Source organism: Pseudomonas sp. McL0111 (genome assembly GCF_052567255.1).
The window spans coordinates 1,125,594-1,150,712 of the sequence record NZ_CP199585.1 but is presented as its reverse complement, the minus strand read 5'-3'; the positions used below and the strand labels follow the sequence as shown (position 1 = coordinate 1,150,712).

General features: G+C 60.1%; 18 protein-coding genes and 1 pseudogene. 15 read left to right on the top strand and 4 right to left on the bottom strand.

Going from position 1 to position 25,119, the window contains the following annotated elements; all coding sequences use genetic code 11:
• Positions 1-70 precede the first annotated feature (70 nt).
• Positions 71-1,891 carry a translational GTPase TypA gene (typA, locus tag ACTWLJ_RS05185; protein WP_445180106.1) on the top strand — a complete coding sequence of 607 codons (1,821 nt, stop codon included), beginning with the start codon at positions 71-73 and terminating at the stop codon, positions 1,889-1,891.
• A 233-nt stretch (positions 1,892-2,124) separates the two neighbouring features.
• Here typA and ACTWLJ_RS05180 read toward each other — a convergent pair whose 3' ends face one another.
• Entirely contained in the window at positions 2,125-2,562 is a 438-nt protein-coding gene (locus ACTWLJ_RS05180) for a YkgJ family cysteine cluster protein (RefSeq protein ID WP_401218690.1), read from the bottom strand.
• A 258-nt stretch (positions 2,563-2,820) separates the two neighbouring features.
• On the opposite strand from ACTWLJ_RS05180, the gene ACTWLJ_RS05175 reads away from it, so the two are divergent.
• The 5 genes from ACTWLJ_RS05175 to ACTWLJ_RS05155 all read left to right on the top strand — a co-directional run bounded on the left by ACTWLJ_RS05175 (position 2,821) and on the right by ACTWLJ_RS05155 (position 12,311).
• Positions 2,821-5,271, top strand: a complete 2,451-nt coding sequence (locus tag ACTWLJ_RS05175; RefSeq protein ID WP_445180105.1) for a glycogen/starch/alpha-glucan phosphorylase — start codon at positions 2,821-2,823, stop codon at positions 5,269-5,271.
• Positions 5,272-5,436: 165 nt separating this feature from the next.
• On the top strand, positions 5,437-9,039 hold the full coding sequence (locus ACTWLJ_RS05170; protein WP_445180104.1) for a DUF2339 domain-containing protein: 3,603 nt from the start codon (positions 5,437-5,439) through the stop codon (positions 9,037-9,039).
• A complete protein-coding gene (locus ACTWLJ_RS05165) occupies positions 9,036-10,400 on the top strand; it encodes a DUF3999 domain-containing protein (protein WP_445180103.1) in 1,365 nt (454 codons plus the stop codon). The genes ACTWLJ_RS05170 and ACTWLJ_RS05165 overlap by 4 nt, the downstream gene beginning before the upstream one ends.
• 294 nt (positions 10,401-10,694) lie before the next feature.
• Positions 10,695-11,705, top strand: coding sequence for a class 1 fructose-bisphosphatase (locus ACTWLJ_RS05160; protein ID WP_401218679.1), 1,011 nt, complete (start codon positions 10,695-10,697; stop codon positions 11,703-11,705).
• Positions 11,706-11,708: 3 nt separating this feature from the next.
• Positions 11,709-12,311, top strand: coding sequence for a DUF924 family protein (locus ACTWLJ_RS05155; RefSeq protein ID WP_445180102.1), 603 nt, complete (start codon positions 11,709-11,711; stop codon positions 12,309-12,311).
• Positions 12,312-12,443: 132 nt separating this feature from the next.
• Here ACTWLJ_RS05155 and ACTWLJ_RS05150 read toward each other — a convergent pair whose 3' ends face one another.
• Positions 12,444-13,208 (bottom strand): methyl-accepting chemotaxis protein, encoded by a 765-nt coding sequence (locus ACTWLJ_RS05150; protein WP_401218698.1) that lies wholly within the window; start codon positions 13,206-13,208, stop codon positions 12,444-12,446.
• 93 nt (positions 13,209-13,301) lie between these two features.
• Positions 13,302-14,324 (bottom strand): annotated as a pseudogene (locus ACTWLJ_RS05145) (HAMP domain-containing protein); the annotation flags it as partial.
• Positions 14,325-14,618: 294 nt separating this feature from the next.
• On the opposite strand from ACTWLJ_RS05145, the gene ACTWLJ_RS05140 reads away from it, so the two are divergent.
• Both ACTWLJ_RS05140 and ACTWLJ_RS05135 read left to right on the top strand, forming a co-directional pair.
• A complete protein-coding gene (locus ACTWLJ_RS05140) occupies positions 14,619-14,873 on the top strand; it encodes a hypothetical protein (protein ID WP_401218668.1) in 255 nt (84 codons plus the stop codon).
• 31 nt (positions 14,874-14,904) lie between these two features.
• Complete coding sequence (locus tag ACTWLJ_RS05135; protein ID WP_401218665.1) at positions 14,905-15,474, top strand: lipocalin family protein; 570 nt, start codon at positions 14,905-14,907, stop codon at positions 15,472-15,474.
• A gap of 120 nt (positions 15,475-15,594) precedes the next feature.
• On the opposite strand, the gene ACTWLJ_RS05130 is transcribed toward ACTWLJ_RS05135, so the two are convergent.
• Positions 15,595-16,959, bottom strand: coding sequence for a formimidoylglutamate deiminase (locus ACTWLJ_RS05130; RefSeq protein WP_445180101.1), 1,365 nt, complete (start codon positions 16,957-16,959; stop codon positions 15,595-15,597).
• 188 nt (positions 16,960-17,147) lie between these two features.
• Here ACTWLJ_RS05130 and hutC point away from each other — a divergent pair, with 188 nt between their 5' ends.
• From hutC to ACTWLJ_RS05095, 7 genes are all read left to right on the top strand, one after another.
• On the top strand, positions 17,148-17,816 hold the full coding sequence (hutC, locus tag ACTWLJ_RS05125; RefSeq protein WP_401218696.1) for a histidine utilization repressor: 669 nt from the start codon (positions 17,148-17,150) through the stop codon (positions 17,814-17,816).
• Between the two features lie 9 nt (positions 17,817-17,825).
• The gene (locus tag ACTWLJ_RS05120) at positions 17,826-18,395 is read left to right on the top strand and encodes a HutD/Ves family protein (RefSeq protein WP_445180100.1); all 570 of its coding nucleotides are present in this window, start codon (positions 17,826-17,828) and stop codon (positions 18,393-18,395) included.
• Positions 18,396-18,874: 479 nt separating this feature from the next.
• Positions 18,875-20,554 (top strand): urocanate hydratase, encoded by a 1,680-nt coding sequence (gene hutU / locus ACTWLJ_RS05115; RefSeq protein ID WP_445180099.1) that lies wholly within the window; start codon positions 18,875-18,877, stop codon positions 20,552-20,554.
• A 163-nt stretch (positions 20,555-20,717) separates the two neighbouring features.
• Positions 20,718-22,190 (top strand): purine-cytosine permease family protein, encoded by a 1,473-nt coding sequence (locus ACTWLJ_RS05110; RefSeq protein WP_445180098.1) that lies wholly within the window; start codon positions 20,718-20,720, stop codon positions 22,188-22,190.
• 70 nt (positions 22,191-22,260) lie between these two features.
• A complete protein-coding gene (locus tag ACTWLJ_RS05105; protein WP_401218650.1) occupies positions 22,261-23,229 on the top strand; it encodes an ABC transporter substrate-binding protein in 969 nt (322 codons plus the stop codon).
• 83 nt (positions 23,230-23,312) lie between these two features.
• Complete coding sequence (locus ACTWLJ_RS05100) at positions 23,313-24,164, top strand: ABC transporter permease (protein ID WP_401218647.1); 852 nt, start codon at positions 23,313-23,315, stop codon at positions 24,162-24,164.
• Positions 24,161-24,991, top strand: a complete 831-nt coding sequence (locus tag ACTWLJ_RS05095) for a quaternary amine ABC transporter ATP-binding protein (RefSeq protein WP_150692953.1) — start codon at positions 24,161-24,163, stop codon at positions 24,989-24,991. Before ACTWLJ_RS05100 ends, ACTWLJ_RS05095 begins: the two co-directional genes overlap by 4 nt.
• The last annotated feature ends 128 nt before the right edge of the window (positions 24,992-25,119 follow it).

Here is a 25,119-nt window from a genome sequence, read left to right as displayed (position 1 = left end):
CCGGACTCTACTGTTAATCGCTGCCACCAGTTGTTGTCAGCACACCGAATCCTCTGATCGAGATACACAAGTGATCGAAAATCTACGCAACATCGCCATCATTGCTCACGTTGACCATGGTAAAACCACCCTGGTAGACAAACTCTTGCGTCAATCCGGCACCCTGGAGCGCAACGAGCTCAACGACGAGCGCGTGATGGACTCCAACGACCAGGAGAAAGAGCGCGGTATTACCATTCTGGCGAAAAACACCGCCATCAACTGGAACGGCTACCACATCAACATCGTGGACACCCCGGGCCACGCCGACTTCGGCGGCGAAGTTGAACGCGTAATGTCGATGGTTGACTCCGTTCTGCTGCTGGTTGACGCTCAAGACGGCCCTATGCCGCAAACCCGTTTCGTGACCAAGAAGGCTTTCGAAGCCGGCCTGCGTCCGATCGTGGTCATCAACAAGGTTGACCGTCCAGGCGCGCGTCCGGACTGGGTTCTGGACCAGATCTTCGACCTGTTCGACAACCTCGGTGCTACCGAAGAACAGCTGGACTTCAAAGTCGTCTACGCCTCGGCCCTGAACGGCATTGCCGGTCTGGAACACACCGACATGGCTGAAGACATGACCCCGCTGTACCAGTCGATCGTCGACAACGTACCTTCGCCGAAAGTCGACCGTGACGGTCCGTTCCAGATGCAGATTTCCGCTCTGGACTACAACAGCTTCCTGGGTGTTATCGGCGTTGGCCGTATCGCTCGTGGTCGCATCAAGCCGAACACTCCGGTTGTCGCTATCGACGCCGACGGCAAGAAGCGCAACGGTCGTATCCTGAAGCTGATGGGTCACCACGGTCTGCACCGTATCGACGTTGAAGAAGCAGCTGCCGGCGATATCGTCTGCATCAGCGGCTTCGACCAGCTGTTCATCTCCGACACTCTGTGCGACCCACTGAACGTCGAAGCGATGACTCCGCTGACCGTTGACGAACCAACCGTTTCCATGACCTTCCAGGTAAACGACTCGCCTTTCTGCGGTAAAGAAGGCAAGTTCGTGACTTCCCGTAACATCAAGGAACGTCTGGACAAAGAGCTGCTGTACAACGTTGCTCTGCGCGTTGAAGAAGGCGACACCGCCGACAAGTTCAAAGTCTCCGGCCGTGGTGAGCTGCACCTCTCGGTACTGATCGAAACCATGCGTCGCGAAGGCTTCGAAATGGGTGTTGGTCGTCCGGAAGTGATCATCCGCATGGTTGACGGCGTGAAGCACGAACCGTACGAAAACGTGACCATCGACCTGCCGGAAGAATCGCAAGGTTCGATCATGGAACAGATCGGTATCCGTAAAGGCGACCTGACCAACATGGTTCCGGATGGCAAGGGCCGTGTGCGCCTTGAGTACAACATCCCGGCCCGTGGCCTGATCGGTTTCCGTAACGAGTTCCTGACCCTGACCTCCGGTGCAGGCATCCTGACCTCGATCTTCGACCGTTACGACGTGATGAAGTCCGGCGACATGTCCGGCCGTCAGAACGGCGTGCTGGTTTCGGTTGCTACCGGTAAGGCTCTGACTTACTCGCTGGAAACCCTGCAAGCTCGCGGCAAACTGTTCCTGGGTCACGGTGAAGACGTGTACGAAGGTCAAATCGTCGGCATCAACAGCCGCGACAACGACCTGGGCGTCAACCCAACCAAAGGCAAGAAGCTCGACAACATGCGTGCTTCGGGTAAAGACGAAACCATCGCTCTGGTTCCGCCTATCCGCTTCACTCTGGAACAGGCTCTGGAATTCGTTCAAGAAGACGAATTGTGCGAAGTCACTCCTAAGTCCATCCGTCTTCGCAAGAAGATCCTGGGCGAAAGCGAGCGTACCCGCGCTGCCAAGAAAAGCGGCAACTGAGTTTCGACTTAGTTAAGGCTTAAAAAAACGCCCCCGGTCGCGAGACCGGGGGCGTTTTTGTTTGTCTGGGTTTTGTCTGAGATTTATGCGGTGTTTTTGCTGGCCCCTTCGCTGGCAAGCCAGCTCCCACAGGGTTTTGAGTCGCACATGGAATTTTTGAACGACAACAATCACTGTGGTAGCTGGCTTGCCAGCGAAGGCGGCCGATCAGCCGCCGAATATTTCAGGAGGGATCAAAACTTCTCGATGGCGCGGAAATTCTGCACGCGCTCGACTTCTTTCGGCTTGTACGCGCAATACCCCGGGCGTGGCCCGATCTTCGGGTGATTGCGGCAAGTGTCCGGGCGCTTGTCATAAATGGTGCATAGACGCGATTTACGATCCAGATAGTAGCAATCGTTGTTGCTCATCCGTTGCAGGGTGAAAATCCCCGACTTCTGGTTGAAGCGCTCGACCAGGCCTTCTTTCTGCAAACGCTTGGCGATGTTCTTCGGCGGATCGCCCAGCTCGAACTCATCGACTACACCGATACGCACCAGATCCTTGATCTTGACCTCGACCGGCAGCGTGCAGCAGCTCGAAATGCACGAGCCGCACATCGGCGCCGTATATTTTGCCCAAGTGTCGAGACGGTCGATCTCGGCGGCGGCAATCAGGTTGGGCTTCATCATCGGGAGTTACCAGGCGTGTGCATCAGGGCGCGCGATCATACCGGGACTGGTGGATTTTTGAACAACCTTTCGCCAGATTTTTTCATTGCCGGGATAAATCGTCGGACAACCCGGCACGGGCCATGCATCGATAAGCGTGCTCGCCAAGGTATTGCCGGGCGATCTCGCACTCTCAGGAAAAACTGCCGAACCAGAGCCGCCAGCATCGGTCAGACCGTCTAGGCTCAGACAATTCCCCGCTCGCTCGAGGTCCTATCGATGACTCAAGAACCACTAGTTCGCGAAGCAGAGGTGGCCGCATTCCGCGACGCCGTCCTGACCAAACTCACCTATGCGGTGGGCAAAGACCCGGATCACGCCTTCGACCATGACTGGTTCGAAGCCATTGCCCTGGCAGCGCGCGACCACATGGTCGAGCACTGGATGGATCACACCCGGCAGATCTACCGCAAAGGCCAGAAGCGGGTGTATTACCTCTCGCTGGAATTTCTCATCGGCCGTTTGCTCTACGACAGCCTGAGCAACCTCGGCCTGCTCGATGTCGCCCGTGAGGCGTTGACCGAGCTCGGTGTCGATCTGGAGCGCATCCGCCTGCTGGAGCCCGATGCGGCGCTGGGCAACGGCGGCCTCGGTCGGCTCGCCGCATGCTTCATGGAAAGCATGTCGACCCTCGGCATCGCCGGCCACGGTTACGGTATTCGTTATGAACACGGCTTGTTCCGTCAGGCCATCGTCGATGGCTGGCAGCAGGAACAGACCGAACACTGGCTGGATTTCGGCAACCCGTGGGAGTTCGAGCGGCCGGAAGTCGTGTATTCCATCGGCTTCGGCGGCAGTGTCGAAACCGTCACCGATGTCTCCGGCAAGGCCAAACAAGTCTGGTCACCGGCAGAAACCGTCCGGGCGATTGCCTACGACACGCCGGTGGTTGGCTGGCGCGGGGCGAGCGTCAACACCTTGCGCCTGTGGCGCGCGCGGGCGATGGAAGATCTGCACCTGGAACGGTTCAACGCCGGTGACCACTTGGGGGCCGTCGCCGAAGTGGCGCGGGCCGAAAGCATCTCTCGCGTCCTGTATCCAGCGGACAGCACCGAAGCCGGGCAAGAGCTGCGTCTGCGTCAGGAATACTTCTTTGTCGCCGCCTCGTTGCAGGATTTGCTGCGCCGCCATCGCAACATGCACACCTCGGTACTGACCCTCGGTGATCACGCCGCGATCCAACTCAACGACACCCACCCCTCGATTGCCGTCGCCGAACTGATGCGGCAACTGGTCGATGTCTATGACGTGGCCTGGGACGCAGCATGGCAAGTCACCGTCGACACGCTGTCGTACACCAACCACACGCTATTGCCCGAAGCGCTGGAAACCTGGCCGGTCGGTTTGATGGAACGCATGCTGCCACGGCACATGCAGATCATTTATTTGATCAACGCGCAGCACATCGATTCGCTGCGAGCCAAGGGCATTCATGATTTCGACGTGTTGCGTGCGGTGTCGCTGATCGAAGAAGACAACGGCCGTCGCGTGCGCATGGGCAACCTCGCATTTCTCGGTTCGCACAGTGTCAACGGCGTGTCCGGGCTGCACACCCAGTTGATGCGCAAAACCGTGTTCGCCGAACTGCATAAGCTCTATCCGGAGCGGATCAACAACAAAACCAACGGCATCACCTTTCGCCGTTGGCTGTATCAGGCCAACTCCGAGCTGACTTCGATGCTGGTTGATGCCCTCGGCCCGGACTTGCTCGACAACGCTGAGGAGCGCCTGCTCGATCTGGAACCGTTCGCCGAGAAACCGGCGTTCCGCAAAGCCTTCGCCGAACAGCGGTTGCACAGTAAAAAGGCCCTGGCCTATCTGATCCACGAACGGCTGGGGGTCGCGGTCAATCCGGCAGCGATGTTCGACGTGCAGGTCAAACGGATTCACGAATACAAACGCCAGTTGCTCAATCTGCTGCACACCGTCGCGCTGTATCAGGCGATCCGTGCTGAACCGGAAGTCGATTGGGTGCCACGGGTGAAGATCTTCGCCGGCAAGGCGGCGGCCAGTTATCACCAGGCCAAACTGATCATCAAACTGACCAACGACATCGCCCGGGTGGTGAACAACGACCCGACCGTGCGTGGTCTGTTGAAAGTCGTGTTCCTGCCCAACTACAACGTCAGTCTGGCGGAAAGCATTATTCCGGCGGCGGACTTGTCCGAGCAGATTTCCACTGCCGGGTTCGAGGCGTCGGGCACTAGTAACATGAAGTTCGGCCTTAATGGCGCACTGACCATCGGCACCCTCGACGGCGCCAACGTGGAAATGTGTGAGCGCATTGGCGCCGAGCACATGTTCATTTTCGGCCTCAGTGCGCAGCAGGTTGAAGCGCGCAAACAGAACCACGAGTTCAGCGCCGCGCCGGACATCGCCGCCTCGCATCGTCTGAACGATGTGCTGCAAGCGATCCGCAGCGGCGTGTTCTCGCCGGACGACACGTCACGCTATACCGGGTTGATTGACTCGCTGATCGACTACGACCGCTTCCTGGTCTGCGCCGACTTCGACTCGTATTGGGAAGCGCAGAAGCGCGTCGAAGCGCACTGGCACGACACCAACAACTGGTGGCGCTCGGCGGTGCTCAACACCTCGCGAATGGGCTGGTTCTCCTCCGACCGGACGATCCGCGAGTACGCCACGGAAATCTGGAAAGCGCTGGAGTAACTTCCCGCCCGGCTCGATATACTGACGCGCCGGAAAAGATCGCAGCCTTCGGCAGCTCCTACAGGTGTTCACATAACCCTGTAGGAGCTGCCGAAGGCTGCGATCTTTTTCGATCAGGCTGCGCTAATCTCCCCGGATTGGCCTTCGCGCTTAGGGATATCGACCATGCAATGGATGTTCATGTTGATCGGGCTGGTGCTCGGCTGGCTGCTCGACGAGTCGTTCAGCTCCGCGCTGTTGGGCGCGCTGCTGGGTCTGGCGATTGGGCAGACGATCCGGCTGGCCAGGCTCGGTTCGCAGACTGCCGAGCAACAGCGTCAACTTGAACAGGCGAAAGTCGCGTTGCAGGCGGTCGAGCAGCGTCTGTTTCTGCTGGAAGGCGCGCCGGTTCGCGCTGAGTCGCCACCGAGTGTTGCGCCAGTCCCTGAAGCGATCGTCGCACCGGCCCAGGTCGTCGAACAAGCTCCAGCGCCGGTACAAGCACCTGCGTCCGAGCTGGTCTGGGAACTGCCGCCCGAACTCGAGCCCATCTCCGCCGTCGCCCGCGAAACCAGCCAGCCGTTGCCCGCCGATGTCTGGCGTCTTGACGCCGTTACTGCCGAACCACAACAACCCGCCGAACCCCGTGGCCCGAATCTTATCGAGCGCGGCATCAGTGCTGCACGCAACTGGCTGTTCGGTGGCAACACCGTGCTGCGGGTCGGTGTGGTGCTGCTGTTCTTCGGTCTGGCATTCCTGTTGCGTTACGCCACCGAAGGCATGGTGGTGCCGATTGAATTGCGTTACGCCGGCGTGGCGGCTGCCGCTTTGGGTCTGCTGGCGCTGGGCTGGTGGCTGCGGCATCGCAACAACAGTTATGCGTTGATGCTGCAAGGGACGGGCATCGCAGTGTTGTACCTGACGGTGTTCGCGGCGATGCGTCTGCATCCGTTGCTCGACCCGTCTGCCGCGCTGGGCTTGCTGGTGGCAGTGACGGTATTTTCGGCGATTCTGGCGATCACCCAAGACTCGTTGGCGCTGGCGTGTGTCGCCGCGCTGGGCGGTTTTGCCGCGCCGATTCTGACCTCCACCGGCGCCGGCAACCATGTCGCACTGTTCAGCTATTTCGCCTTGCTCAACGCCGGCATTCTCGCCATCGCCTGGTTCAAGGCCTGGCGTCTGCTCAACCTGATCGGTTTCGTCGGCACCTTCGGTATCGGCTTCGCTTGGGGGCTGCGTTCTTATGCGCCTGAATTGCTGTGGAGCACCGAACCGTTCCTGATTCTGTTTTTCCTGATATACCTCGCCATCGGCCTGCTGTTCGCCCGACGCAAATTGCGCGATATGCCCGATGCCCCTGCGGACGGTGATCGCGAGGCGCTGTTGCAATGGTCGGCGCGCAAGGGCGATTACGTCGACGGCACCATGCTCTTCGGTCCGCCTATTGTCGGCTTCGGTTTGCAGTTCGCGCTGGTGCAGCATCTGGAATTTGCCGCCGCGTTCAGTGCCCTCGTGCTCGGCATGATTTACATGGCTCTAGCCAAAGTCTTGATGGGCGGTCGCGCCTTGTTGCTCGGCGAAACCTGTCTGGCGCTCGGGGTGATTTTCGCCAGTCTGGCGATCCCGCTGGGGCTGGATGCGCGCTGGACATCGGCCGCTTGGGCGGTGGAGGGTGCGGGGATTTTCTGGCTCGGTTTGCGTCAGCAACGACCGTTCGCTCGGGCCTTTGCGTTGCTCTTGCAATTGGGCTCGGCGCTGGCGTTTCTCAGTCAGTTGCGCATCGGCGAAAGCAGCCTGCTCGACGGCGCGCCGCTGGGTGCGTTGATGCTCGGGAGCGCTTTGCTGTTCAGCTTCTATCAATTGCGCAAAGCCTCGGCGGAGCAGGCTTCGCCGTGGGAGCGCCAAGGTCTGCCGGTTTTGGCGAGTCTGGGCTTGACCTTCCTTTATCTGCTGGCACCGCTGTTCTTCTTTACCCACGGCACGGCGATCAGTTGGGCGCTGGCCGGTTTGGTCACTTTGTTTGTTGGCCTGCGTTTGCAATCCCGTACGTTCCTGTTCACCGCGTTCGCTGTGCAGTTGCTTGGCGGTGCGCTGTTCCTGCTGCGGCTGCAAGGCGCCGGTGAAGATTCGGCAGCCGTGTTCAATGCCGGTTGGAGCGGTTTGCTCAGCGCCTCGTTGATTGGTCTGGCGCTGATCGCCGGCATGCTGCTGGCGGCGCGTGACGAGATGGTGCGCGGCGATGTGCGGCTGCTGCGCGGTTTGTCAGTGGTGTTGCTGGCGGGGTTGGTGCTGATCAATCTGGCGGTGCTGTTTGTCCTGCCATGGCAGACCGCGAGCGCGGTCTGGGCGGCCAGCGGTTTGCTGATCATCTGGCTGAGCCTGTACCTCAAGCAGCGTGTGAGTTTTGTCTTTGGCCTGCTGTTACAGGTGATCGGCGGCGCGGCGTTCTTGTTCGCCGGTCCCGAGTTGCTTGGGCCGTTGTCCAGCGAAGGTTTAAAGCCGTTGGCGCATGGCGGATTCTGGACGCCGCTGGTGTTGGGGCTGGCCGCGATGATTGGCGCGTGGCGCCTGCAACTGGGCAATCACGCCTCGGCGTTCGATGCGCTGAGCCTGCAGCGCTTGTCCCAAGTATTACTGGTGTGGGGCGCCGGTTGGTGGACGCTGGCGTGGGTCAGTGAAGTGCTGCGTTTTGCGCCGATCAATCTGCAGGGCACATTGTTGCTGCTGGTCGCCGCGCTGAGTGTGGCGCTCTGGACGCTGCTGTCATTACGCCTGAAGTGGCCGTCGCTGGGGCTGCTTTGCACCTTGCTGATTCCGGCTGCCGGACTGGTGCTGATCGCCGCTTGGCATTCGCGTTATCACCCGGCGGCGGACTTTGGCTGGCTGGCGTGGGCGGCGGTGTTCGTGGTGCATTTCCTCAGCCTGCGACGCCTGGCACCGATGCTGCCGGCGCGCGCCTTGAGTGCTGCGCATGTGCTCGGTTGCTGGCTGTTGCTCGGCGTATTGGCGCTGGAATTGCGCTACGGTTTGCTGCTGTTGTCCGAGCAATACAACGCCTGGCGCTGGCTGGGTTGGGCGATTCTGCCGAGCCTGTATCTGTTGCTGGCGGCTGCACCGCGTAATTGGCCGTGGCCGGTGGCGGCGTTTGCTCGCGAGTACCGTTTTTATGCCGCTGCGCCGCTGGCGGTGTTGATGCTCGGCTGGTTCTGGCTGGCCAACGGCGTCAGCGATGGCAATGCAGAACCGTTGCCGTACGTGCCGCTGCTCAACCCGTTGGAATTGGGCCTGCTGTTTGCGTTGTTCGGGGTGTATGTCTGGTCGCGCAGCGCCGCAACACAATGGTCGATCCGCCAGGATTACGCCGAGTACGCCGCACAACTGGTGGCCGGGGTTTCGCTCTTCGCTTTCTGCACAGCGTTGGTGACCCGCGCCGCGCACCATTGGGCGGGGATTCCGTTCGAGCTGGATCAACTGCTGGCGTCGATGCTGGTGCAGGCCGGGTTGTCCATCGTCTGGACGCTGATGGCACTGGGGCTGATGATCGGCGGCCATTTGCGTCATCGGCGCGAGGTGTGGCTGATCGGCGCGGCGCTGATTGCGCTGGTGGTGGCGAAACTGATTTTTGTCGAATTGAGCAACCGTGGCGGGCTGGCGCGGATCGTCTCGTTTATCGGCGTTGGCGTGTTGCTGCTGGTGGTCGGCTACTTTGCGCCGCTACCGCCCAAGCGCGTCGAAGCTGACCCGGTGGCAGAACCACCGGCCGCGGAAACCGAAGGAGTGTCATCGTGAGTCGCAAGTTGAATCTGGGGTGGTTGGCGCTCGGTGTGGTGATGGCTGCCGGCGCTCAGGAAAAACCGGCGGACTTCGCCACGCAGGTGTCGTTGTCGGTTAGCGGCAACGGCCCGTGGTATCGCTTCGAACTGCCGCTGAATGTGCAATTGCAGGCGCGGCAGACTGATCTCAGCGACCTGCGGGTGTTCAACGCGGCCGGCGAGCCACAGGCCTATGCGCTGGCGCGTGAATCGGCGCAGACCCGCGACGACGGCCAGTTGCACGACGTCAAATGGTTCCCGCTGTACAACGCAGCCGACGCCACTGAGCACGCGCCAAATGTGCGCGTGCAATCGACCACCAACGGCACGCTGGTGGAAGTGCAGCCGTCGAGTCAGTTGGAGGCGGGCGAAGAAGTGCTGCGCGGCTGGCTGCTCGATGCCAGCGCGATCAAGGCGCCGTTGCAGCAGTTGATCCTCGACTGGACCAGCGAACGCGACGGGTTCCAGCGCTTCAGCATCGAAGCCAGCGACGATTTGCAGCACTGGCAAGCCTGGGGCGACGGTCAGGTGGCGCGCCTGTCGTTCGCCGATGAGCGCGTCGAACAGCACGAGGTGGCGTTGCCGGGGCAATCGGCGCGTTATCTGCGCTTGCTCTGGGACTCACCGAGCTCGGCGCCGACGCTGACTTCGGCGCAACTCAAAAGCAGCGATCCGCGTAACGTGCCGCTACCGTTGGTCTGGTCGCAAGCCTTGGCCGGCAGCAGCGCGAAGGCCGGTGAATACACCTGGCAGTTGCCGATGGGGCTGAATGTCGAGCGGGTCCAGGTCGAGCTGAAACAACCCAACAGTCTGGCGCCGGTGACGTTGGCCGGACGCCGCGAGAGCAGTCTGCCGTGGCAGACGCTGAGCAGTTCGCTGCTGTATCGCCTGACCCGCGATGGCCAGGACGTGGTGCAAAACGAATTGCAGTTGTACGGGCAGACCGTGCAGCAGTTGAAGTTGACGGTGGATGAGCGCGGCGGCGGACTCGGTGAGCAGGCGCCAAGCCTGAAATACGCGGTGCGGGCGACGCAGGTGATCTTCCTCGCACGCGGTGAAGGGCCTTACAGCCTGGCGCTGGGCAACCCGAGTGTGAAAACCGCGAACCTGCCGCTGACAACGTTGATCCCCGACTTCAAGCCGGAAAAACTGGCGACGCTGGGCAAGGCGACGGTGCAGGGTGAAGCGCTCGCTACCCAGGCAGTGCCCGCGACCACGGCGGCGGTGGCCGAGACCAATTGGAAAAAGATCGGTTTGTGGGCGGTGTTGCTGGTGAGTGTGCTGTTTCTTGGGGTAATGGCCGCGAGTCTGCTGCGCAAGCCCCCGACCAATTCCTGAGCCAGCAGCGGGTGCTGCGCACCCGATCGCCAGCAGGCTGGCTCCCACAGTGATATATCTTGTTCACACCGGAACCTGTGGGAGCTAGCCTGCTAGCGATGAGGGCCTGCGCTCCAGCCACTCCGTCCGATTTCCTACTACGCTCAACGCCGTGCATGAACTCTCTCGACCCGATCACGTCTGATAGATGCAATTGCACCCCGACGCACGTTACCGGGCGTCATTGCTCGCTACGTTTTCAGACTCCCTGTAAACTGCGCGGGTTTTTAGCCCCCCATTCCACCGGAGCCTTCCATGTCCCGCGTTACCCTGAGTCGTTATCTGATTGAGCAGACCCGCAGCAACAACACGCCTGCCGATCTGCGTTTCCTGATCGAAGTGGTGGCGCGCGCCTGTAAAGAAATCAGCCACGCCGTGTCCAAAGGCGCCCTGGGTGGTGTTCTGGGCAGCATGGGCACCGAAAACGTCCAAGGCGAAGTGCAGAAGAAACTCGACGTGATCTCCAACGAGATCCTGCTCGAAGCCAACGAATGGGGCGGTCACTTGGCCGGCATGGCGTCCGAAGAAATGGACAATGCCTACCAGATCCCGGGCAAATACCCGAAAGGCGCCTACCTGCTGGTTTTCGACCCACTGGACGGCTCGTCGAACATCGATATCAACGCCCCGGTCGGCACGATCTTCTCGGTACTGCGTTGCCCGAACGAATACCTGAGCCAGAACGAGCCGCTGAACGAAAAAGCGTTCCTGCAGCCAGGCACTCAGCAAGTTGCCGCCGGTTACGCCATCTATGGCCCGCAAACCATGCTGGTGCTGACCCTGGGCGACGGCGTCAAAGGCTTCACTCTGGACCGCGAAATGGGCAGCTTCGTACTGACCCACGAAGACATCACCATCCCGGCTTCCACTCAGGAATTCGCGATCAACATGTCCAACCAGCGTCACTGGGAAGCGCCGGTACAACGCTACGTTGACGAATTGCTGGCTGGCGAAGAAGGCCCGCTGAAGAAGAACTACAACATGCGCTGGGTTGCCGCGATGGTCGCGGACGTTCACCGCATCCTGACCCGTGGCGGTCTGTTCATGTACCCACGCGACAGCCGCGAGCCATCCAAGCCGGGCAAACTGCGTCTGATGTACGAAGCCAACCCGATGTCGTTCCTCGTGGAACAAGCGGGCGGCGCGTCCACCGATGGTCACCAGCGCATCCTCGACATTCAGCCGGACGGTCTGCACCAGCGTGTAGCGGTGTTCCTCGGCTCGAAAGAAGAAGTCGAACGCGCTACGGCCTACCACAAGGCTTAGACCATGAACGCGCCCTGGCAGCCGTTGCTCGATTGGTGGTTCGGACATGCCGAATCACCGGACGATATTTCGGCTGACAAGGGCAAGTTGTGGTTTGGCAAACGTGACAGCCAAGACCTCGAAGCGCAGACGCGTTTCGGGGTCTTTGTCGATCAGGCCCTGGCCGGCGAATTGACCGAGTGGACGCAACGTCCCGAAGGTTGGCTGGCGCTGGTGCTGCTGCTCGACCAGCTCCCGCGAATGATCTTTCGCGACACCCCTAAAGCGTTTTCCGGCGATCTGCGCGCGCAGAAGCTTGTGGCCCAAGGCATCGCGGCGGATTTTGACCGTCAGTTGAAGCCGATCCAGCGCGTATTCATTTATCTGGTGTTTGAACACTGCGAAAACCTCGCGGTGCAGAACGAAGCGGTATCCAGATTCATGGACCTGGTGGCTGAACAGCCGGAAGCAGAGCGCGCAGTGTTTGCCGACAATTTGGATTATGCCGAGCGGCATCAGAAGGTCATTGCGCGGTTTGGCCGGTTTCCGCATCGCAATGCGGTGTTGGGAAGGCAGTCTACGGTTGAGGAGCTGGAGTTTCTTTCCGGCCCGGGTTCACGGTTCTAAACCTTCAGCGCTGCTGCTGACGTCATCGCGGGCAAGCCCGCTCCCAAAGTTTTTGTGGTGAAACACATCTTGTGTAAGCACCGACGATACCTGTGGGAGCGGGCTTGCCCGCGATGAGGCCGGAACTGCTGCTTAAATTCTGAAACTACCCACCAACTGCTTCAACCGCGCCGCCTGTTGCTCCAGATCCGAGCACGCACGCAGTGTTGCCTGCAAGTTCTCCACGCCTTCCTGATTCAGCGTGTTGATCTCGTTGATATCAACGTTGATCGACTCGACTACAGCGGTCTGCTCCTCGGTCGCGGTTGCTACCGACTGGTTCATGCCGTCGATTTCGCCGATGCGTTGGGTCACGCTGCCCAGACGTTCGCCGGCCTGATTGGCGATGCCGACGCTGTTTTCGCTCTCGCGCTGGCTCTCGGTCATGATGCTCACCGCCTGACGGGCGCCGACTTGCAGCTCTTCAATCATCTTCTGCACTTGCTGCGCCGAATCCTGAGTGCGATGTGCGAGGTTACGCACTTCGTCAGCGACCACGGCGAAACCACGTCCGGCTTCACCGGCACGCGCGGCCTCGATTGCGGCGTTGAGCGCGAGCAGGTTGGTCTGCTGCGAGATGCTGGTGATCACTTCCAGAATCTGCCCGATGTTCACGGTGTTGCTGTTCAGGGTTTCGATGTTGCCGCACGAGTCGCTGATCTTCGCCGACAGCTGTTGCATCGCCTGGATGGTTTTATCCACAACCTGCTGGCCATCGACCGCGAGGCTGCGCGCATCGCTGGAGTGCTGCGAGGCGAGGGCGGCGTTCTGCGCAATTTCCTGCGCGGCGGCGCCGAGCTGATTGATCGCGGCGGCCACGCTGTTGGTGCGGGTCGCTTGCTGGTCGGAGTTGTACATCGACGAGTTCGAGGCTGCGACCACGCGCAGGGCGACTTCGTTGACCTGGCCGGTGGCCGAGGACACTTCGCGGATCGAGGTGTGGATACGCTCGACGAAGCGGTTGAACGAGGTGCCCAGCGCGCCGAACTCATCGTTGCCGTGAATCACCAGACGCTTGGTCAGGTCGCCTTCACCTTCGGCGATGTCGTGCATGGCGCGGCCCATGGTCAGCAGCGGTTGCATCAACACGCGGATCAGCATGCCGAGCAGGACGATGATGATCACCACGGCAATCGCCATGGCGATCAGCGCCGAGGTGCGGAATTCGCTGAGCATCGAGAACGCCGTGTCTTTGTCCAGCACCAGCGCCACGTACCAGTCGGCCGACGGTACGCCGTTGACGTGGGTGAACGAGATCAACTGAGTCTTGCCGTCGAACTCGACTTCTTTCAGGCCCGGGCTGACTTTCGGCGCGCCGTTGGGATAGGCCTCGGCGAGGGTCTTGAGCACCAGTTTGCTGTCCGGGTGGATCAAAATTTTGCCGTCGGCACTGACAATGAACGCGTGGCCGTGGCCGCCAAAATTGAGCGAGTTGATGATTGCGCTGACGCTGGTAAGGTCGATGTCCGCACCGGCAACACCGATCATTTGACCCTGACGTTGTACCGGGGTGGCGACGGTGATCACCAGTTTGCCCGACGAGGCGGCGATGTACGGTTCGGTGACGATGGTCTGGCGGGCGCTGTCGGCCGCTTTGTACCAGCCACGAGCACGCGGGTCGTAGTCCGGCGCACGGTTGCCGGCCGGCACCGAGAACATCACGCCATCGGCGCCGCCGAAGTAGCTGAGCTGGAAGTTACCGGTGTAGGCGGGCAGGTCGATGATGCGCTTGAGGCTGGCGGGTGCGTTGCCGTCGGCGACGACTTGCTGGGACATCGATTGCAGCAACTGAATGCGGCTTTCCAGCCAGGTCTGGATGTTGCTGGTGGTCAGGCTGCCGAGTTCCTGCATCGAGGATTCGGTACTGCTGCTCAGGGCTTCACGCTGGCGGTAGTCGTTGAACAGAATAAAACAGGCGAACGCTACGGCCACCACGAGGGCAGCAGCCAGCAGGATCTTGTGGCTGAATTTCATGTTTCTGGTCATTAAGAGAGCTACCGCGAAGGGGCTGGTCAAGAAAGGGCGGCAATTTGCCACACTCTAGGGCTTTGCGCTGCTCTTATTTCGACCGCTGCGCGCCAAAGATTAGGCGTCTTTTGTGAAATGCGACGAAATGCTCAATAGCCCCACAAAGTGTCTGATTTAGCGGCCAAAGCCAGACGAGCGGGCTAACAAATAGCCTGCCCCGGAGGGAACCAGATAGGGGTTTTCTCTTCTAAGCTTCTGGTTGGCGTCATGCCATCCCCCTTCCGCTCCAGGAGTTACACCATGTCGCTGCGATCTATCGCCCTGCTTTCGTTTTGCGTGCTGCTGGTCGCATGCAGCAAGGTCAATCAGGAAAACTACTCGAAGCTTTCGGCCGGCATGGCCAAAGGCGAAGTCGAAACATTGCTCGGCAAACCGACTGATTGCTCGGGCGCGCTCGGCATGTCCAGTTGCACCTGGGGCGACAAGAACAGCTTTATCAGCGTGCAGTACGCCGGTGACAAAGTGCTGATGTTTTCCGGCCAAGGCCTGAAGTAAACCGGGGCTACGCGCCCACGGGAGAAGAAAAATGAAGCGGTTGTTGATACTCCTTTTTGCCGGCCTGGTATTGGCCGGCTGCGCCACGCACGGTGAAGATCCGCTGGCGCCGAAAACTGTCCACAGCGTCAATCTCAAGCGTTATCAGGGCACTTGGTATGAGCTGGCGCGTTTGCCGATGTACTTCCAGCGCAATTGCGCGCAATCCGAAGCCCATTACAGCCTCAAGGTCGACGGCAACATCGACGTGCTGAATCGTTGCCTGACGCCGCAGTGGGAATGGGAAGAGGCCAAAGGCACGGCTTATCCACAGGTGCCGGGCAAGACCGACAAGTTGTGGGTCGAGTTCGATACGTGGTTCTCGCGCCTGATTCCGGGTGTGGCGAAGGGTGAATATTGGGTGTTGTACGTCAGCGATGACTACAAGACCGCCATCGTCGGCGACCCGAGTCGCAAGTACTTGTGGCTGTTGTCGCGTACCCCGACCGTCAACGGTGTGGTGCGTGAAGAACTGCTGAGCAAGGCGCGTCAACAAGGTTACGACACGACGCGGCTGATCTGGCGAGCGTCGGATCGGCAGATGGCCAAGACTTCAAATTAAGGAACACCGAAAAATCAATGTGGGAGCCAGCCTGCTGGCGATAGCGGCGTATCAGTCAAAAATATTGTCGACTGATATGCCCTCATCGCCAGCAGGCTGGCTCCCACAGTTGGTTGTGTATCAGCCAAGGAGTTCGCGCAGGACCTGGGTGAAGTCGCGTGCACTTTGTTCCTCCCCGGCATGGCGCCCGTCGCGCACTACCCACTGGCCGTTGACCAGCACATCGCGCACCTGACGATCCCCACCGGCAAACAACCAACGGTTCAAAATCCCGTCGCCACTCGCCGTGGCCAGATAAGGATCATTGCCATCGAGCACAATCCAGTCCGCCCGCTTGCCCACTTCCAGCGCGCCAATCGGTTGCCCCAATGCCTGAGCACCGCCATCCAGCGCGGCGTCATACAGGGTGCGGCCGACCATCGGCTGCTCCGCGCCATACAAACGATTACGCCGCTGATCGCGCAGACGCTGACCGTATTCCAGCCAGCGCAATTCCTCGACCACGCTCAATGACACATGGCTGTCGGAACCAATGCCCATGCGTCCGCCCTGCGCGAGAAAATCCACCGCCGGGAAAATCCCGTCGCCAAGGTTGGCTTCAGTGGTCAGGCACAGCCCGGCGATGGCGCGACTCTTGGCCATCAGCGTGACTTCTTCGGCATTGGCGTGAGTCGCATGCACCAGGCACCAGCGCTGATCGACGTCGGCGTTTTCATACAGCCATTGCAACGGGCGACGGCCGCTCCAGCTCAGGCAGTCATCGACTTCCTTTTGCTGCTCGGCGATGTGGATATGCACCGGGCATTGCTTGTCGCTGGCAGCCAGCACTTCGCTGATCTGTTGCGGTGTGACGGCGCGCAGCGAGTGGAAACACAGTCCCAGCGATTGCGCTTTTTGCCGAGCCAGCAATGGCTGCAAACGTGATTGCAGTTTCAGGTAATTTTCGGTGCTGTTGATGAACCGGCGCTGGCCTTCGTTCGGCGTCTGGCCGCCGAAACCCGAGTGGCTGTAGAGCACCGGCAACAAGGTCAGACCGATACCGGCGCTGCTGGCCGCGTGGCTGATTTGCAGTGCCAGTTCGGCCGGGTCGGCGTACGGCTGACCGTTGTTGTCGTGATGCACATAGTGAAACTCGGCAACCGAGGTGTAACCGGCCTTGAGCATTTCGATGTACAGCTGGCGGGCGATGACGCCGAGTTGTTCCGGGCTGATTTGTCCGACGAGTCGGTACATCAGATCGCGCCAGGTCCAGAAACTGTCGTTCGGATTGCCGGCGACTTCGGCCAGACCAGCCATCGCGCGCTGGAACGCATGGGAGTGCAGATTCGGCATCCCCGGCAGCAGCGGCCCGCTCAGTCGTTCGGCGCCGTCTGCGGTGGAATCGGCCTGGATATGGGTCAGCACGCCATCGGCGCTGACCTCAAGACGTACATCATTGGCCCATCCGTTAGGCAGCAGCGCGCGTTCGGCAAAGAAGGCGGACATGGTTCAGCACCCCATCGTGTGTTATTTGTATATACATATACAGACGTTTGCCTGCCCGGTAAACTCCGGCAAGCTAGCAACCTTCATCAAATGAACAGGGATCAACCGTGCCGACTCCGCCTCCAGTCTCTCCGTTGGCCGCGAACCTGGGCGACAGTCCGGCGCCCTTGTACGCCCGCGTCAAACAGATGATCACTCAGCAGATCGACAGTGGTAACTGGCCGCCGCACTACCGTGTGCCGTCGGAAAGTGAACTGGTCAATCAGCTCGGTTTCAGTCGCATGACCATCAACCGTGCGTTGCGTGAAATGACCGCCGACGGTTTGTTGGTGCGCATGCAAGGCGTCGGCACGTTTGTCGCCGAACCGAAGAGCCAGTCCGCGCTGTTCGAAGTGCACAACATCGCCGATGAAATCGCCTCCCGTGGTCATCGCCACACTTGTCAGGTCATCACCCTTGAAGAGGAAGCCGCAGGTTCCGAGCGGGCGCTGGCGCTGGACATGCGTGAAGGGCAGAAGGTCTTTCACTCGCTGATCGTGCATTTCGAAAATGATATTCCAGTGCAAATCGAAGACCGTTTCGTCAACGCACTGGTGGCCCCGGAATACCTCAAGCAGGATTTCACTCTGCAAACACCGTACGCCTATCTGAACCAGGTGGCGCCGCTGACCGAAGGCGAGCACGTGGTTGAAGCGATCCTCGCCGAGCCGTCCGAGTGCAAGTTGCTGCAGATCGAAAAAGGCGAGCCGTGCCTGTTGATCCGTCGTCGTACGTGGTCGGGCCGTCAGCCTGTGACCGCTGCGCGTTTGATTCACCCCGGTTCCCGTCATCGTCTGGAAGGGCGGTTTCATAAATAGAGAGCACAAATGAGTGGTTTGAAGGTTTTACGCGCCGAAGGCTACCCGCGCATGCCGTGGAAAAACGGCGGCGGCAGCACTGAAGAAATCACCCGTGATGCGGGTGCCGGTCTTGATGGTTTTGGCTGGCGCTTGTCGATTGCCGACATTGCCGAGTCGGGCGGCTTCTCAAGCTTTACCGGTTATCAGCGAGTGATCACTGTATTGCAGGGCGACGGCATGACCCTGTGCGTAGATGGCGACGACACGCGGCCGCTGTTACCCCTCGCCCCGTTCGCTTTCAGCGGCGAAAGCCAGGTGTCGTGCACCTTGCTCGGCGGGGCGATTCGCGACTTCAACCTGATCTACGCACCACAGCGCTACAGCGCACGTTTGCAGTGGCTGGATGGCGATCAGCGGTTCTTCAGTTCGGCGGGCACGGTGTTGGTGTTCAGCGTCAGTGAACTGCTGGAGGTGCAGGTCGGCGACAACGTATCGCAACTTGGCCGACATGATTGCCTGCAACTCGACGGTAATACCGGGCTGGTTGAAGTCTCTACCAACGCCGCATGTTGCGTGATCGAACTCCTCCAGAACTGAACAAAACCCTGTGGCGAGGGGATTTATCCCCGTTGGGGCGCGAAGCGGCCCCTTTCCTCGAATAAAAGAAGGGGTCTGCTGCGCAGCCCAACGGGGATAAATCCCCTCGCCACAAAAGCATTCACACTTCCTGTTTCCACCAGCGCACCAACTTGTTACCGAACGCCCCAGCGTGGCGCAAAACCGCGCTCAAGTGACAATCGCCGCTCCCCGAAAAAATCCCCGCAAAAAATTTCATCAACGCCAGAACCCTTGATTCAGGCGCTCTCCAGCCGTGTCCGCAATCTTTCTTGAACACCCCTCCAGCAAGTTGGCCGCTTGATTGCATATGCTTGTATGTACAAGTAAAGACGTATGCGTATGAGTCGCTAGAGACTCCCCGCAACGTCCACTGATTCGCTTGTAGCGCAACGACGCGCACAAGCTTGCTCGCCCACTGCCAGGGTTGGTTTGGATTGATTGCCGAGGAGTGTTTTTTCGTGACTAAGCCTACTAAGTACCGTGACATCGAGATCCGTGCCGCACGCGGTAACAAGCTGACCGCCAAGAGCTGGCTGACCGAAGCGCCGCTGCGCATGTTGATGAACAACCTCGACCCGGAAGTCGCCGAGAACCCGAAAGAATTGGTGGTCTACGGCGGCATCGGTCGCGCTGCGCGTAACTGGGAATGCTACGACAAGATCGTCGAGAGCCTGACCAACCTGAATGACGACGAAACCCTGCTGGTGCAATCCGGCAAGCCGGTCGGCGTATTCAAGACCCACAGCAACGCCCCGCGTGTGCTGATCGCCAACTCCAACCTGGTGCCGCACTGGGCGAGCTGGGAACACTTCAACGAACTCGACGCCAAAGGCCTGGCCATGTACGGCCAGATGACCGCCGGCAGCTGGATCTACATCGGCAGCCAGGGCATCGTTCAAGGCACCTACGAAACCTTCGTTGAAGCCGGTCGCCAGCACTACAACGACAACCTGACCGGCAAGTGGGTCCTGACCGCCGGTCTCGGCGGCATGGGCGGCGCTCAGCCGTTGGCTGCCACCCTGGCCGGTGCTTGCTCGCTGAACATCGAGTGCCAGCAGGTCAGCATCGATTTCCGCCTGAAAAGCCGCTACGTCGATGAGCAAGCCAAAGACCTCGACGACGCACTGGCGCGCATCGCCAAATACACCAAAGAAGGCAAGGCAATCTCCATCGCCCTGCTCGGTAACGCCGCTGAAATCCTCCCGGAACTGGTCAAGCGCGGCGTACGCCCGGACATGGTTACCGACCAGACCAGCGCCCACGATCCACTGAACGGCTACTTGCCGGCCGGCTGGACCTGGGACGAATACCGCGCTCGCGCCAAGACCGAGCCGGCTGCCGTGATCAAAGCCGCCAAGCAATCGATGGCGGTACACGTCAAAGCGATGCTGGAGTTCCAGAAGCAAGGCATTCCGACCTTCGACTACGGCAACAACATCCGTCAGATGGCTCAGGAAGAAGGCGTCGAGAACGCGTTCGACTTCCCGGGTTTCGTACCGGCTTACATCCGTCCACTGTTCTGCCGTGGCATCGGCCCGTTCCGCTGGGCGGCGCTGTCGGGTGATCCACAAGACATTTACAAAACCGACGCCAAGGTCAAAGAGCTGATCCCGGACGACGCGCACCTGCACAACTGGCTGGACATGGCTCGCGAGCGCATCAGCTTCCAGGGTTTGCCGGCACGTATCTGCTGGGTTGGCCTGGGCCTGCGCGCCAAGCTTGGTCTGGCGTTCAACGAAATGGTGCGTAGCGGGGAGCTGTCGGCGCCAATCGTGATTGGTCGCGACCACCTCGACTCCGGCTCGGTAGCCAGCCCGAACCGCGAAACCGAATCGATGCAGGACGGTACCGACGCTGTGTCCGACTGGCCACTGCTCAACGCTCTGCTGAACACCGCGAGCGGCGCGACCTGGGTTTCGTTGCACCACGGCGGCGGCGTTGGCATGGGCTTCTCGCAGCACTCGGGCATGGTGATTGTCTGCGACGGTACTGACGAAGCGGCCGAGCGCATCGCTCGCGTTCTGCATAACGACCCGGCGACGGGCGTGATGCGCCACGCCGATGCCGGTTATCAGATCGCCATTGATTGCGCCAAGGAGCAGGGCCTGAACCTGCCGATGATCACCGGCGCCAAGTAACACGCTTTTGCTTTATGTGGGAGCGAGCTTGCTCGCGAAGAGGCCTGCACAATCGACATTTGTGCCCGCTGACAGATTGCTTTCGCGAGCAAGCTCGCTCCCACAGAAAAGCAGCCCTACCGAAGCTCAGTGAACTCGAAAAACAATCCACAGAGGTTGAATCATGGCTGTTAACACCGATCGTGCAAGCAACAAACCGTTGATCGAAAAGCGTTCGATCGACTACATCCCGGAAGCGGAAAGACACGGTCGTCTGTTGAGCCAGTTCACCCTGTGGATGGGTGCCAATCTGCAAATCACTGCGATTGTCACCGGGGCTTTGGCCGTGGTGCTGGGCGGTGATGTGTTCTGGTCGTTGATCGGTCTGTTGATCGGGCAACTGCTGGGAGGCGGCGTGATGGCGCTGCATGCGGCGCAAGGGCCGAAACTTGGCTTGCCGCAGATGATTTCCAGCCGCGTGCAGTTTGGGGTTTATGGCGCGGCGATCCCTATCGTGCTGGTGTGCCTGATGTACCTGGGTTTCACCGCAACCGGTACGGTGCTTTCCGGTCAGGCGCTGGGCCAGTTGTTTGGCGTGACTGACACCGTCGGTATCCTGATTTTCGCCAGTGTCATTGTGCTGGTCACGGTGCTCGGTTATCGAGTGATCCACTGGATCGGTCGTGTCGCCAGCGTCGTTGGCGTGATTGCTTTTGTTTACCTGTTCAGCCGCCTGCTGAGCCAGGTTGATGTCGGCGCACTCCTGCAAATTCGCCACTTCAGCTGGAGCAGTTTCCTGCTGGCGGTGTCGCTCGCGGCCTCGTGGCAGATCGCTTTCGGCCCCTACGTGGCGGACTATTCGCGCTACTTGCCGAGCAAGACCTCTGCGGTGAAAACCTTTTTCGCTGCGGGCGCCGGTTCGGTGATTGGCGCACAGGTGGCGATGATTCTTGGTGTGTTCGCCGCCGCTTCGTCCAACGGCCAGTTCGCCGGTCATGAAGTCGCCTACATCGTTGGTCTGGGCGGTACCGGGGCCACCGCCGCGCTGCTGTATTTCAGCATCGCGTTCGGCAAAGTCACCATCTCGACGCTGAACTCCTACGGCAGCTTCATGTGCATCGCGACCATCATCAGCGGCTTCCGTGGCCACCTCACGGTCACGCGCCTGCAGCGTCTGGTGTTTGTGCTGGTCATCGTCGGCACGGCAACACTGATCGCGTTGCTCGGTCAGCACTCGTTCCTCGGTGCGTTCAAGTCTTTCATCCTGTTCCTGCTCGCATTCTTCACCCCGTGGAGCGCGATCAACCTGGTGGACTACTACTGCATCACCCGCGAGCGCTATGACGTACCGGCGCTGGCCGATCCGAAAGGTCGCTACGGTCGCTGGAACATGCTCGGGATCAGCGTTTATGTGTTTGGTGTGCTGGTGCAACTGCCGTTCATCTCCACCAAGTTCTACACCGGTCCGCTGGTGGCTGCTCTCGGTGATGTGGATATCTCGTGGATTATCGGTCTGGTGCTGCCGGCCGTCGTTTATTACCTGTGCGCGAAAAAATGGCACAGCGCTGTACCTGATCACCTGATTCTGCCGGTCGAGCAGGACAGCGTTGTAGAGACCAAGAAAAGCGGGGCCGCTCGCGCTGCTGCGCAGGCCTGATTGGACGTGGACAGGGCTGGATGCCTCTTGACTGCCGTAAGCCCAATTCATGATTAGGAGCGTCGTAACAATGAAATCGAACAAGACCCTGCTGACCGCACTGCTTTCGATGGGCCTGCTCGCCAGTGCCGGTGCCACTCAGGCTGCCGGCTGGTGCGAATCCGGCAAACCGGTGAAATTCGCCGGCCTGAACTGGGAAAGCGGCATGCTGCTGACCGACGTGCTGCAACTGGTGCTGGAGAAAGGTTACGACTGCAAGACCGACAGCCTGCCGGGCAACTCCATCACCATGGAAAACGCCCTGAGCAGCAACGACATTCAAGTGTTTGCCGAAGAGTGGGTCGGCCGCAGCGAAGTCTGGAACAAGGCCGAGAAGGCCGGCAAAGTGATCGGCGTCGGTGCCCCGGTGGTGGGTGCGGTCGAAGGCTGGTACGTGCCGCGTTACGTGATCGAAGGCGACGCCAAGCGCAAGCTTGAACCGAAAGCCCCGGACCTGAAAAACATCGCTGACCTGGCCAAGTATTCCGCTGTATTCAAGGATGCCGAAGAACCGTCGAAAGGCCGTTTCTACAACTGCCCGGCCGGCTGGACCTGCGAGCTCGACAACAGCGAAATGCTGAAAAGCTATGGTCTGGAAAACAGCTACACCAACTTCCGCCCGGGCACCGGCCCGGCGCTGGATGCGGCAGTGCTGTCGAGCTACAAGCGTGGCGAGCCGATCCTGTTCTACTACTGGTCGCCAACCCCGCTGATGGGCCAGGTCGATCTGGTCAAGCTTGAAGAAAAACCGGGCGTCGACAAGAGCGTGAGCATCAAGGTCGGCCTGTCCAAGACCTTCCACGAACAGGCGCCGGAACTGGTCGCCGTGCTGGAAAAGGTCAACCTGCCAATCGATCTGCTGAACCAGAACCTCGGACGCATGGCGAAGGAACGCATCGAATCGCCGAAACTGGCGAAAATCTTCCTCAAGGAACATCCTGAAGTCTGGCATGCGTGGGTCAGTGAAGACGCAGCCAAGAAAATCGACGCGGCGCTGTAGGTCGATACCTCCCGGTCAACCGCGAGGCTGGCCGGGATGATCGCCGTATTCGCTGGATTGAGATTTCTGATTGAGAGCCGCTTATGTTTCCCGAAAGCTTTACCTTTTCCATCGCTGACTGGGTCAACGGTTGGGTCGATTCGCTGGTCACCAACTACGGCGATGTGTTCCGCCACATCTCCGACACTCTGTTGTGGGCCATCGTCAATCTCGAAGGCCTGCTGCGTGCGGCGCCATGGTGGTTGATGCTGGCAATCGTTGGCGGCGTGGCCTGGCATGCGACGCGCAAAGTCGTCACCACTGCGGTGATCGTCGGTCTGCTGTTTCTGGTCGGCGCCGTCGGCCTGTGGGACAAGCTGATGCAGACGCTGGCGCTGATGATGGTCGCGACGATCATTTCGGTGCTGATCGGCATCCCGCTGGGGATTCTTTCGGCGCGCAGCAATCGTCTGCGTTCGGTGCTGATGCCGCTGCTCGACATCATGCAGACCATGCCGAGTTTCGTGTACCTGATCCCGGTGCTGATGCTGTTCGGTCTGGGCAAGGTGCCGGCGATTTTCGCCACGGTGATCTACGCCGCGCCACCGCTGATTCGTCTGACCGATCTGGGTATTCGTCAGGTTGACGGTGAAGTGATGGAAGCGATCAACGCGTTCGGTGCCAACCGCTGGCAGCAACTGTTCGGCGTGCAATTGCCGCTGGCCCTGCCGAGCATCATGGCCGGGATCAACCAGACCACCATGATGGCCCTGTCGATGGTGGTAATCGCCTCGATGATCGGTGCCCGTGGTCTTGGTGAAGACGTGCTGGTGGGGATTCAGACCCTCAACGTCGGACGTGGTCTTGAGGCCGGTCTGGCGATCGTGATTCTCGCAGTGGTCATCGACCGCATTACTCAGGCATACGGTCGGCCACGGCATGAGGTGAGCAAATGAACAACGCAACCGTGAGCAAGATCGAAGTCAAAAACGTCTTCAAGATTTTCGGCAACCGCGCCAAGGATGCACTGGCCATGGTCGGTCAGGGCAAGACCAAGGATCAGGTGCTGAGCGAGACCGGTTGCGTGGTCGGGGTCAACGACTTGTCGCTGAGCATCGGTACCGGCGAGATCTTCGTAATCATGGGCCTGTCCGGCTCCGGCAAATCGACGCTGGTGCGCCACTTCAATCGCCTGATCGACCCGACCAGCGGCGCGATCCTGGTCGACGGCGTGGACATCCTGCAATACGACATGGACGCCCTGCGCGAATTTCGCCGGCACAAGATCAGCATGGTGTTCCAGAGCTTCGGCCTGCTGCCGCACAAGACCGTGCTGGACAACGTGGCTTACGGCTTGAAAGTGCGCGGCGAGAGCAAGCAAATGTGCTCTGAGCGCGCGCTGCACTGGATCAACACCGTGGGCCTCAAAGGCTACGAAAACAAATACCCGCACCAGCTCTCCGGCGGCATGCGCCAGCGCGTGGGTCTGGCTCGGGCCTTGGCGGCGGACACCGACATCATCCTCATGGATGAGGCGTTCAGCGCCCTCGATCCGCTGATCCGCGCCGAGATGCAGGATCAGTTGCTGGAGCTGCAAAAGACTCTGCACAAGACCATCGTCTTCATCACCCACGACCTCGACGAAGCCGTGCGCATCGGCAACCGTATTGCGATCCTCAAGGATGGCCGGTTGATCCAGGTCGGCACGCCGCGCGAGATTCTGCATTCGCCGGCGGATGAGTATGTAGACCGGTTCGTGCAGCGGCGGGCTGCGGTGGTTTGATCTGAGTTATGCAGTGCATTGACTGACCCCATCGCTGGCAAGCCAGCTCCCACAAGGATTGTGTGAGCGCCAAGATCCCTGTGGGAGCTGGCTTGCCAGCGATGAGGCCGGTGAAGTTGCATCAATAT

Excerpts from the sequence above, each read along its gene's own strand:
- ACTWLJ_RS05100 (WP_401218647.1), top strand. The coding sequence starts at position 23,313 with ATGTTTCCCGAAAGCTTTACCTTTTCCATCGCTGACTGGGTCAACGGT.
- ACTWLJ_RS05120 (WP_445180100.1), top strand. The coding sequence starts at position 17,826 with ATGAGTGGTTTGAAGGTTTTACGCGCCGAAGGCTACCCGCGCATGCCG.
- ACTWLJ_RS05180 (WP_401218690.1), bottom strand. The coding sequence starts at position 2,562 with ATGATGAAGCCCAACCTGATTGCCGCCGCCGAGATCGACCGTCTCGAC.
- ACTWLJ_RS05130 (WP_445180101.1), bottom strand. The coding sequence starts at position 16,959 with ATGTCCGCCTTCTTTGCCGAACGCGCGCTGCTGCCTAACGGATGGGCC.
- ACTWLJ_RS05110 (WP_445180098.1), top strand. The coding sequence starts at position 20,718 with ATGGCTGTTAACACCGATCGTGCAAGCAACAAACCGTTGATCGAAAAG.
- ACTWLJ_RS05155 (WP_445180102.1), top strand. The coding sequence starts at position 11,709 with ATGAACGCGCCCTGGCAGCCGTTGCTCGATTGGTGGTTCGGACATGCC.
- ACTWLJ_RS05175 (WP_445180105.1), top strand. The coding sequence starts at position 2,821 with ATGACTCAAGAACCACTAGTTCGCGAAGCAGAGGTGGCCGCATTCCGC.
- ACTWLJ_RS05105 (WP_401218650.1), top strand. The coding sequence starts at position 22,261 with ATGAAATCGAACAAGACCCTGCTGACCGCACTGCTTTCGATGGGCCTG.
- ACTWLJ_RS05095 (WP_150692953.1), top strand. The coding sequence starts at position 24,161 with ATGAACAACGCAACCGTGAGCAAGATCGAAGTCAAAAACGTCTTCAAG.
- ACTWLJ_RS05150 (WP_401218698.1), bottom strand. The coding sequence starts at position 13,208 with ATGTACAACTCCGACCAGCAAGCGACCCGCACCAACAGCGTGGCCGCC.
- ACTWLJ_RS05140 (WP_401218668.1), top strand. The coding sequence starts at position 14,619 with ATGTCGCTGCGATCTATCGCCCTGCTTTCGTTTTGCGTGCTGCTGGTC.
- ACTWLJ_RS05135 (WP_401218665.1), top strand. The coding sequence starts at position 14,905 with ATGAAGCGGTTGTTGATACTCCTTTTTGCCGGCCTGGTATTGGCCGGC.
- hutC (WP_401218696.1), top strand. The coding sequence starts at position 17,148 with ATGATCACTCAGCAGATCGACAGTGGTAACTGGCCGCCGCACTACCGT.
- ACTWLJ_RS05160 (WP_401218679.1), top strand. The coding sequence starts at position 10,695 with ATGTCCCGCGTTACCCTGAGTCGTTATCTGATTGAGCAGACCCGCAGC.
- ACTWLJ_RS05170 (WP_445180104.1), top strand. The coding sequence starts at position 5,437 with ATGCAATGGATGTTCATGTTGATCGGGCTGGTGCTCGGCTGGCTGCTC.